The organism is Sphingomonas sp., assembly GCF_035317925.1.
In the GTDB taxonomy this organism is placed as follows: Bacteria; Pseudomonadota; Alphaproteobacteria; order Sphingomonadales; family Sphingomonadaceae; genus Sphingomonas_I.
Window position 1 is genome coordinate 1 of sequence record NZ_DATHFV010000085.1, and the last position, 9,965, is coordinate 9,965.

The window sequence follows — 9,965 nt, forward strand, 5'->3', positions numbered from 1 at the left end:
TCGAGATCATCCCCGGGCGCCGCTCGATCTCGTAGAAGATGGTGACGCCGCATTGCCCGCAGAAATGGTGCCGCACCCAAAAGCCGTCGTCCGACCCGCGCTCGAAGCTCTTATAGGGCCCTCGGATCGCGACCCAGCCGGTGCGCGATGTCGGCGCGCGGAAGATCGAGATCCCGGTGCCGATCCAGCAGGCCGCCGCCGCGCCTTATTCGCTCAGTGGTCTGCGCACCTGCGCCCAGCTCAACAAGGCGATCTTCGAGCTCAACGATGTGCTCGGCCCCGATTATGCGGGCGGCGTGACGGTGCACGAGAACAAGGCGGGCAAGCTCGCGGCGGCAGGCGGCAAGACGATCGTCAACACGATCATCCCGTTCCGCGGGCTGGTGCGGGAGATCAGCGGTGCGGCGCCCGAAGAGCGGCGGCTCAATGCCGACATCAAGGCCGCCTTCGCGCGGCGCGGCTTCCTGCGCGGCGTCGCCACCGCCCGGAAGTGCAAGCTGCGCTGATCAGCCGAAGCGGACCGCGACGCTCCGGCGGCGGCGCATCGCCGCACCCGTAAGGCCGAACCCGCCGACCATCATCGCCCAAATGGCGGGCTCGGGCGCCGGTGTCGGCGTTTGATCTTCCACGCGCGAGAATTGGGTCTCGCCGGTGGAAAGATAGTCCCAATGGAGAATGAAATCGTCGAAGGACGGCCGGCTGAAGCTCAGGAATTCGGGACGATACGGGCTGTGGCCCGCCGTGGCCAAGGTAATGTCGGTTTGGTCGTTGTCGGTACCGAAGGAGGCGGCCGCATCGGTGATCTGGCCGTCGGTCACGGTGAGGGTTCCGATGGCATCAACGTAAGAGAACGGCCCCAGCATTTCGTTGCCGGGCGCGGAGTCGATGGTGACTGTTAGGTTCCAAGCGTTGTTCACGCCTTCGCTCAGGCCGCTGATCGTACCCGTCACGAACTGGTCCGGCTGGCCATGCGCACTATCGTCGAACGACCAGTAGAACGTCATCGCCATTGCCGGCGATGCGAAGGCGGCCAGCGACGCGCCCGCGATCAGCATCTTGCCAAGTTTCACACGGATTCCCCCCGGAACGCCCTAAACTCGAAGCCGGTATAAGCTAATCTACATTAGGAGTCACGATGACGTTGCGACCCCGCAACGACCGCCGTCTCGCCCATCCGTGCCCGGGGCGCGCCCGACTGAGTCCGCGTGGCTGCGGAGCCGCTGGAAATAACGGTGTCGCAACAACATCTCCCGCCCATGACAGTCTTTTCGCATCTCGTGGCCGAGCCGCGCACGATCGCCGGCGGTATCGCCTTCACCGTCGATGAAGTGGATATGGGCCAGATGGTGGTCGTGTCCGACGCGGCGCTCGCCAGGCTCGTCCCTGAGGCGAAATCCGATCGCGAGCGGCTGGCTTATGTCATGACGCATATCGAGCCGCTGACCGACGCGGCGCTGCGCAAGACCGCGCGGTTCAGGGTGCCCGAATTCATCGTGCTCGAACCGGACGACGTCGAGGTCTGAGCGACCGGGTGTATTAGCAAGCTATAACAGCTTGTGGTGGATTTCGCCACCTGTTCGCAATCGTCCTTGCTCGTTCTTGCGTATTCGGTCCGCGGGCACGAGGCGGGCCGGTTTGGCACGGCATCTGCAAAGCTTCTGACGGGGCCGGCACTGGGCCGGTCCGCAATCCCCGTTGGGAGGAGCCTTGTGATGAAAATGTCCGCCATCCTGATCGCCGCGGTCGCCCTTGGCGCGACTGCTCCGGCCTTCGCCGCGTCGCAGAGCGGCAGCGAAAAGCCGACCGTCACCTATGACGCCAAGCACGACAAATACTGTGTTTCTCAGATGGTTACTGGCAACATCCTGCCTGTGAAGGATTGCCGCACCAAGAAGGAGTGGGCCAAGAACGGCCTGACCATCCAGGATCCCAGCGAAGAGAAGATGGCCTCCAAGTGATCGATCCCGGCGCCGTCCGCTCCCCTGTCCGGGGGCGGACGGTTGGCCGGGCAATCAGGCTGAGTGTCCGGCTCCGGCCAGTGCCCGCAGCCTCTGTTCCTCGCGGTCGATATAGGACCGTGTGATCGGCACCCCGTCGCGCCGCCGCGTCAGTTGCAGCTGGAAGACGAGGTGGCCGTCATGGCGGAAGGCGCTGACCGCGCCCGCCAGATAGAATTGCCACATAAGGAAGAAGCGTGCGTCATAGAGCGCGACGATCTGCTCGCGCGCGGCGGTGACGCGGTCGTACCAGAGGCTGGTCGTATAAGCGTAATGGAGGCGTAGGGCCTCGAGATCGGTCAGCCACAGCCGTGAGCGTTCGATCGCGGGCATGATCTGGCTGAGCGCGGGGACATAACCGCCGGGGAAGATATATTTGGCGAGCCACGCGTCGGTCGCGCCCGGCCCGTCGGCGCGGCCGATCGTGTGGAGCAGCATCACGCCGTCGTCATTCAGCAGGCTGCGGCATTTGTCGAAGAAGGCGCGGTAGTGCGGCGGGCCGACATGTTCGAACATGCCGACCGAGACGATCCGGTCGAACCTGCCTTCGACCTGGCGATAATCGCACAGCTCGAATGTCACCCGATCGCTCACGCCCGCGGCGGCGGCGCGTTCGCGCGCGATCTTCAATTGCTCCTCGGACAAGGTGATGCCGAGCACATCGACGTCCGCGACGCGGTTGAGATAGAGCGCCATCCCACCCCAGCCGCAGCCGATATCGAGCACGCGCTGGCCGGGCCGGAGCAGAAGCTTGGCGGCGATATGCGCCTTCTTGTCTTCCTGCGCCCGATCGAGCGGCACAAAGGGATCGTCGAAATAAGCGCAGCTATATTGGCGGTCGGCGTCGAGGAAGAGATCGTAGAGCGTCGCCGACAGATCGTAATGATGCGCGACATTGCGCTTCGAGCGCCGCTCCCAATTCCACGTGTCGAGCGCGGCCAGTAGCCGCTCGGGCCGCCACATCCGGGTACGCGCGCTATCGTCGGTATCCCATTGCAGATTATGGCCGATCAGATCGGCGAAGTCACGGATGTCGCCCTCAGCGACGACCAGCCGACCGTCCATATAGGCCTCGCCCATGCCTTTGGCCGGGTTGCGCGCGATCCGGCGCGGAGTCGCGTGATCGGTGAAGCGGATCGTCACCGGCGCGATGTCGGACGAGGGCGCACCATAGGTACGCTTGCGGCCGTCCGCGTCGACCACGGTGAGGACGCCCTTGCGGACGAGCTGGCGGAAGAGGCGGTCGAACAGGAACAAGGCGGCTCCGATCCCTTGGCCCGCGCCGGCAGCCTGCCTTAGTGAGCGGCCAAGCGAAACGGGTTTCGCGTAAACTCCTAATGCTAGAAGCGAATGCCCTAATGCGCCGGCCGGGGGACATGCATCGTCAGCATCACCAGTTTGCCGCCGTCGATGCCGAACCAGTGCGGCGTGCCTTCGGGGACGAAAAAGGTGTCGCCCGGCTTGAGCGCGCGGGTGGTGCCGCCGACGATCTCGCCGCCGTCGGTTTCGTCATACCAGTGATGCGCGTTCTTGAGCGTGCCGCCCGAGACGAGGGTGCCCGATCCTTCGAGCACGGTGACGAATTCGGCTTCCTTGAGATGCGACGCCGCCTGCTTGGGCTTGACCCAATATTCGATCGCGACGGTGTAGGGCGCCTGGGCGAGGAGCGGGCGGTAGAGCATCTCCTCGGTCGGCTTGATGTCGTGCGCCATGCTGGCGACCATCGCCTTCACCTCGGCGGATTTCGCGAAGGCGGTAGGATCGGTTTGCGCGGAGGCGGAGGTCGCCAGGGCACATGCCGCCATCAGTCCGAATATCCGCATCCCAGCCTCCTGTCGTTTTGCGGGAGGCTAGAGCAGTTTCGGCCAGCATCAACCGTCATTCCCGCGAAGGCGGGAATCCCGCTTGTTCTTTCTCCGTCATGCCGGACTTGTTCCGGCATCCACCGGGAGGCAGGCGCCTCGCCGCTGAGTGGACCCCGGAACAAGTCCGGGGTGACGAAGTGGAACAAGGCAGCGTGAACCAATGAGGAGCGGGATTCCCGCTTTCGTGGGAATGACGGAGCGGCGTTAGCTCCGCCCAAGGGTTCGGCCCGTTCGTAACGGACGAGGAATGATTGCTCGCGCCGCGGCGTCGATGCTATCCATGCGCGCAGATACCCGCACGGGGCGCGGGACGATCGTGGGGAAAATCCAATGCGCATGAAGCCAATGGCCGCGGCCGTCATCCTTGCGGCCACCATGATGCAGCCGGCTCATGCGCAGACGGCGGGCGATTACACGTTCAAGTTCGTGGGCGACTGCTGGGATTGTGCGGGACAAGGCACAGCGACGCTGGCCGTGACGAACTATGTCCTGGGGTCCGAACTGAACGGATCGAACTTCGTCAGCTTCACCTACGACAAGTCCAGTCTGATCGATTCCTACACCATAAATTCTTTGGCGGGTTTCTACGGCTCTCTGAATGACACGTCCGGGGTGTACGCCGTTTTTATCGGCGGGTCTGTCAGCACATCCAGTAATTCGATGATGTATCTCCAGACTTACGCGGGCGGCACCTGGGCGACCGGGCCATATTATGGAGCGCCCCTTGATGTTGGCAACGGCGGAACCTGGTCTCTGGTCGATCAGGCATCCTCCGGCGTTCCCGAAGCGGCGAGCTGGGCGATGATGCTCGGCGGCTTCGGCATGATCGGTGCCACGATGCGGCGCAAGCCGGCCAGGGTCAGCTTCGACTGATTGCGACCTGATCGGGGTCGAGGCGCTCCGGCCATGGCTGGGCAGCGAATTAGGTATTGTGTCCCCGGAATTGGTGTCCCCGGAATTGCCGGAATTGAGCGATGAGTCTTAGCCGGGCCCATATAACGTGTCGGAAACCGATGACGGATCTTCCGCATGGCGCTGATCACGCGGCACAGTCGCGCAGCCCGCGAGCGCATTGGCAACAAGCAGCAGCGCTGCAAGCGCGGGCAGACGAACGAGAACAAGCGAGCGCATTTGACCTCCAGTCGTAAGAGCGCGCCCGGCAATCGGGCGCCGCTCACAAGACTGGAGATCGCAGCCGATTATTCCCGATTATGAGCCACCCTGCGCTACATCCACTAACGGCAACCAAACCGCACTCGGTTGGCTCGCGGAGCGCGACAAGGTGATCGTCGCCTTCTGGTAATCGCCCGGCTTGGCGAAGAAGATGTTGGGTACGAAGGTCTGCGGGTTGCGGTCGTAGAGCGGGAACCAGCTCGACTGGACCTGGACCATGATGCGGTGGCCCGGCTGGAAGACGTGGTTGGCCTGGGGCAAAGCGAACTTGATCTCGACCGTCTTGTTGGCGGGCAGCGCGCTCGGATGTTCGAAGCTGTCGCGATAGCGGCCGCGGAAGATGTCCATCGCCACGGCGAGCTGATAGCCGCCCATGTCCTTGTCCATGTCGTGCGTCATCTCGTCGGGATAGACGTCGATCAGCTTGACCACGAAATCGCCATCGGTGCCGGTGGTCGATGCGAACAGATCGGCGACCGCCGCGCCGCTGATCCGCACGGGATGATCGAGCACGCCGGTTTCATAGCTCATCACGTCGGGGCGGGCATTGGCGTGGCGCTGGTCGCTCACCAGCCACGGGCCCCATTGATCGCGATTTTCGAAATCGACCGGGCGCGGCACGAACGGCACCGGCGCGCGCGGATCGGAGACGTAGCTATCGCCCGCCTTGGCATCCTTCGGCTTGTCGAAGCTGAGCGCGAAACTGGAGGTCAGATAGATCGGCGTGAGCGGCTTGGCGCAGCCCTTGACGCAGGCGAGCGGCCAGTCGGCGAAATGATCCCAATGGTTCTCGCCGGTATTGTAGATCTGGACGCGCGGCATATCGAATTTGGGCGCGCCGTCCTTCAGATACTGGTTGAAGAAGGGCACGATCACGTCGCGGCGGAAATCGACGGTGGTGTTGCCCGCCCATTTGAGCGCGCCGAGATTATAGCCCTCGTAATTGATCTGGCTGTGCCGCCACGGGCCCATCACCAGATAATTGTTGGCGAGATGGCCGGCGGCCTTGAGCTCCTCGAAGCTGTGGATCGCGCCCCACATATCTTCCTGGTCCCACAGGCCCTGCAGCCACATGGTGGGGACGTTCGAGGGGTTGGCGACGACGAGCTTGTCGGTCGCCTGATCCGACCAGAAATTGTCGTAGGCCGGGTGCATCGCGGTGCGGCGCCACATGCCGAACTGATCGATCCCGTGCAGCTTGGCGAAATCGCCGGCCGACCCGGCCTTGAGGTAAGCGTCATAGTCGTCGGCGTTGGAGGTGATCAGCGATCCGGTCGCCTTCTTCGCCATCTCCTGCCCGACATAATAGCCGAAGCTCGCCTGGCGGAAGGCGCCGTAGTGGAACCAGTCGTCGCCCATCCAGCCGTCGACCATCGGGCTTTCCGGCGCCGCGACCTTGAGCGCGGGGTGCGGGTTCAAGAGTGCCATCACGACGGTATAGCCTTCGTAGGACGATCCGATCATGCCGACGCGGCCGTTGCTCTCGGGCAAATTCTTCACCAGCCAGTCGATCGTGTCGTAGGCGTCGGTGCTGTTATCGACCTTGGTCGGGTTGAGCGGGGTGCCCGCGGGCGGGCGGTTCATGACGTAGCCGCCTTCCGAATTGTGCTGGCCGCGAATGTCCTGGAACACGATGATATAGCCCGCGTCGGCGAAGGCGTCGTAGCTCTGCAGCAGGATCGCCTTCATATTGCCGCTCTTGTTGCGGGTGGCGTGGCTGTCGGCGTCATAGGGCGTGCGGTTGAGCACGATCGGCGCGTTCTTCGCGCCCTTGTGCTCGACGATCACGGTGTGGAGCTTGACCCCGTCGCGCATCGGAATCTCGACAATGCGCTTGACGTAATCGTAGCTGTCGGTGGGCTCGACATATTTTTCGGGACGATCGGTGCCGCTGGCGGGGAAGAGCGGCTCGGGCGCTTGCGCGTGGGCGAGGGTGGAGGAAGCCAGCAACAGCAGCGCGATCGTCTTGGTCATGGGGGTTCCGTTCAGAAGAAGATTGGGCGGTTTAGGACTGATACGGGGCGGAAAGAAAGCCGTTCGTTTGGGTGGGCGTAGGGCTGCCCACTCCAGACCGTCACCCCGGACTTGTTCCGGGGTCCACCGCGCCGCAAGCGCCATCGTTCGCACATGATGTGCAGACCCAGCCGCCAAGTGGACCCCGGAACAAGTCCGGGGTGACGGAGGTAGTCTAACCGACCGTCAACACGGTTTTCCCGACATGGTCCGGTTCGTCCAGTCGCCGATGCGCGTCGGCGGCGCGGGCGAGGGGGAAGGTGGAATCGATCACCGGCTTCAACCGCCCGTCGGCGAGCAGAGGCCAGACCGCCCGGATAAGCGCGTCGCGGACCTCGGTCTTGAACGAAACGTCGCGGGCGCGGAGCGTCGAGCCAGTCAGCGTCAGCCGCTTGCGCATCATCAGCCAGATCGGCAGCTCGGGCGTGCCGCCGCGCTGGGCGGCGAGCGAGAGGTGGCGGCCTTCATTGGCGAGGCATTCGAGATTGCGCGCGAGATAATCGCCGCCGACCATGTCGAGCACGACGTTGACGCCGTCGGGCGCGAGCTTCTTTACCTCGGCGACGAAATCCTGGGCCTTGTAGTCGATCGCATGATCCGCGCCGATCTCGAGCGCGCGGGCGCATTTGTGCGGGCTGCCGGCGGTTACGATCATGGTGAGGCCGAACGCCTTGCCGAGCATGATCGCGATCGTGCCGATGCCGCTGGTGCCGCCGTGGACGAGGATGGTCTCGCCGGGTGACGCGCGGCCGCGCTCGAACAGGTTCGACCAGACGGTGAAGAGCGTTTCGGGGAGCGCGGCGGCCTCGACCATCGACAGGCAAAGCGGCACCGCCATGCACTGGCCGGCGGGGGCGACCGCATATTCGGCATAGGCACCGCCCGCGACCAGCGCCATGACCGGCCGGCCGAGCAGGCGCTGGTCGGCGCCGTCGGCCAGCCCGACGACGTCGCCAGCCAGTTCCAGCCCGAGGATCGAAGGCGCGCCCTTGGGCGGCGGATATTGGCCCAGGCGCTGCATCACGTCGGGCCGGTTCACGCCCGCGGCGGCGACCTTGATCAGCAATTCGCCCGGGCCCGGCGTGGGCACGGGCCGTTCGACCGGGACGAGCACCTCCGGGCCGCCCGGCTCGGCGGGGTCGATCGCGATCATAGTGGTGGGGAGGTCTGTCATAGCCCCTCACCGTCACGCCGGACTCGTTCCGGCGTCCACTCAGCGGCGTGGCGTAGCGCGTGCGGCACGGTGGATGCCGGAACAAGTCCGGCATGACGGAAGAATATCAAGATCACGCGCGCTTCATTGACAGACTCGGGCCAGTGGTCAACGATCTGTCCCATGGACCTGGAAGACTTCCTTCCGAAGACGCCCGGCGACCCGCTCGTGGCGCTCACCAAGCAGGATCTCGATCCGCTCTCTGTCGACGAGCTCAATGCGCGCATCGAAACGCTGGAGGCGGAAATTTCCCGCGCCCGCGCCAGAATCGACCGCGCCGTTAACCATCGCGCAAACGCTGACGGCTTATTCAAACGATGACGAATGGGCTTGCCTTCGATCGCCCCGGACCAGGGGACCTTGATCGGAGGCTGGCGCGTTCCGACATTGGTGCAAGCAGGGTGGCATTATCGCCGCCCCTGCGGGAGTAAATTTACATGCCCAGTTTTGCCCGCGAGCTCGAACAGACTCTCCACAATGCGCTGACCGCCGCGTCGTCGCGCCATCACGAATATGCGACGCTCGAGCATCTGCTGCTCGCGCTTGTCGATGATGAGCATGCGTCGAAGGTGATGGCGGCGTGCGGCGTGGATATCGACGAGCTCAAGGAAGCGGTCGCGACCTACCTCGATACCGAGCTCGATGCGCTCAAGACCGAGAGCGGCAACGATCCCAGCCCAACCAGCGGTTTCCAGCGCGTCGTCCAGCGCGCGATCCTGCACGTCCAGTCGTCGGGCCGCGAGGAAGTGACCGGCGCCAACGTGCTCGTCGCCCTGTTCAGCGAGCGCGAAAGCTATGCGGTCTATTTCCTGCAGCAGCAGGATATGAGCCGGCTCGATGCGGTCAGCTATATCAGCCACGGCGTCGGCAAGGCCGGCCAGCCGCCCGAGAGCCGCGAGCCCAAGGGTGTCGACGAGGACAAGCAGCAGAAGTCCGAAGGCGGCGGCAAGAAGAGCGAGAGCGCGCTCAAGCAATTCTGCGTCGATCTGAACGCCAAGGCGCGTGAAGGCCGGGTCGATCCGCTGATCGGCCGTGGGCCCGAAGTCGACCGCACCGTGCAGATCCTGTGCCGCCGTTCGAAGAACAACCCGCTTTATGTGGGCGATCCCGGCGTCGGCAAGACCGCCATCGCCGAAGGCCTCGCGCGCAAGATCGTCGAGGGCGACGTGCCCGAAGTGCTGTTGCCCGCCGTCATCTACTCGCTCGACATGGGCGCGTTGCTGGCGGGCACCCGCTATCGCGGCGATTTCGAGGAGCGGCTGAAGCAGGTCGTCAACGAGCTCGAGAAACTGCCGCACGCGGTGCTCTTCATCGACGAGATCCACACCGTGATCGGTGCCGGCGCGACCAGCGGCGGCGCGATGGATGCGTCCAACCTCTTGAAGCCGGCTCTGTCGGGCGGCCTGATCCGCTGCATCGGATCGACCACCTACAAGGAGTTCCGCAATCATTTCGAGAAGGACCGGGCTTTGCTCCGGCGCTTCCAGAAGATCGACGTGAACGAGCCGACGGTCGAGGACACGATCAAGATCATCACCGGGCTGCGCTCGGCGTTCGAGGAGCATCACAAGGTCAAGTACACGACCGAGGCGATCAAATCGGCGGTCGAGCTGTCGGCGCGCTACATCAACGACCGCAAATTGCCGGACAAGGCGATCGACGTGATCGACGAGGTCGGCGCGATGCAGATGCTGGTGCCGCCGG

Annotated in this window: 12 protein-coding genes and 1 pseudogene; 7 read left to right on the top strand and 6 right to left on the bottom strand. The window is 64.2% G+C overall.

Annotated elements, in window-relative coordinates; all coding sequences use genetic code 11:
* On the bottom strand, positions 1-76 hold a 76-nt coding region (locus VK533_RS17240), incomplete at its 3' end, for a hypothetical protein (protein WP_414712285.1).
* A gap of 64 nt (positions 77-140) precedes the next feature.
* Here VK533_RS17240 and VK533_RS06515 point away from each other — a divergent pair.
* Positions 141-506, top strand: coding sequence for a hypothetical protein (locus VK533_RS06515; protein WP_324376054.1), 366 nt, complete (start codon positions 141-143; stop codon positions 504-506).
* Here the strand turns inward: VK533_RS06515 and VK533_RS06520 are convergent, their stop codons facing one another.
* The gene (locus tag VK533_RS06520; protein WP_324376055.1) at positions 507-1,070 is read right to left on the bottom strand and encodes a PEPxxWA-CTERM sorting domain-containing protein; all 564 of its coding nucleotides are present in this window, start codon (positions 1,068-1,070) and stop codon (positions 507-509) included.
* Between the two features lie 186 nt (positions 1,071-1,256).
* Between VK533_RS06520 and VK533_RS06525 the strand changes: the two genes are divergently transcribed.
* Entirely contained in the window at positions 1,257-1,523 is a 267-nt protein-coding gene (locus VK533_RS06525) for a hypothetical protein (protein WP_324376056.1), read from the top strand.
* Positions 1,524-1,712: 189 nt separating this feature from the next.
* Complete coding sequence (locus VK533_RS06530) at positions 1,713-1,958, top strand: hypothetical protein (RefSeq protein ID WP_324376057.1); 246 nt, start codon at positions 1,713-1,715, stop codon at positions 1,956-1,958.
* A gap of 54 nt (positions 1,959-2,012) precedes the next feature.
* Here VK533_RS06530 and VK533_RS06535 read toward each other — a convergent pair whose 3' ends face one another.
* Entirely contained in the window at positions 2,013-3,254 is a 1,242-nt protein-coding gene (locus VK533_RS06535; protein WP_324376058.1) for a cyclopropane-fatty-acyl-phospholipid synthase family protein, read from the bottom strand.
* Positions 3,255-3,352: 98 nt separating this feature from the next.
* Positions 3,353-3,820 (bottom strand): cupin domain-containing protein, encoded by a 468-nt coding sequence (locus tag VK533_RS06540; protein ID WP_324376059.1) that lies wholly within the window; start codon positions 3,818-3,820, stop codon positions 3,353-3,355.
* Positions 3,821-4,633: 813 nt separating this feature from the next.
* On the opposite strand from VK533_RS06540, the pseudogene VK533_RS17245 reads away from it, so the two are divergent.
* A pseudogene (locus tag VK533_RS17245) lies at positions 4,634-4,735 on the top strand (PEPxxWA-CTERM sorting domain-containing protein); the annotation flags it as partial.
* A 156-nt stretch (positions 4,736-4,891) separates the two neighbouring features.
* Positions 4,892-5,077 carry a hypothetical protein gene (locus VK533_RS06550; protein ID WP_324376061.1) on the top strand — a complete coding sequence of 62 codons (186 nt, stop codon included), beginning with the start codon at positions 4,892-4,894 and terminating at the stop codon, positions 5,075-5,077.
* Here the strand turns inward: VK533_RS06550 and VK533_RS06555 are convergent.
* Positions 5,072-7,009: a CocE/NonD family hydrolase gene (locus VK533_RS06555; RefSeq protein WP_324376062.1), complete on the bottom strand. Its 1,938-nt coding sequence runs from the start codon at positions 7,007-7,009 to the stop codon at positions 5,072-5,074. The genes VK533_RS06550 and VK533_RS06555 overlap by 6 nt on opposite strands.
* Positions 7,010-7,223: 214 nt before the next feature.
* On the bottom strand, positions 7,224-8,222 hold the full coding sequence (locus VK533_RS06560) for an NAD(P)H-quinone oxidoreductase (RefSeq protein WP_324376063.1): 999 nt from the start codon (positions 8,220-8,222) through the stop codon (positions 7,224-7,226).
* A gap of 162 nt (positions 8,223-8,384) precedes the next feature.
* On the opposite strand from VK533_RS06560, the gene VK533_RS06565 reads away from it, so the two are divergent.
* Together VK533_RS06565 and VK533_RS06570 are read left to right on the top strand one after the other, a co-directional pair.
* Entirely contained in the window at positions 8,385-8,582 is a 198-nt protein-coding gene (locus VK533_RS06565; RefSeq protein WP_324376064.1) for a DUF1192 domain-containing protein, read from the top strand.
* A 116-nt stretch (positions 8,583-8,698) separates the two neighbouring features.
* Positions 8,699-9,965: AAA family ATPase (locus VK533_RS06570; RefSeq protein WP_324376065.1), on the top strand; the 1,267-nt coding region annotated here is incomplete at its 3' end.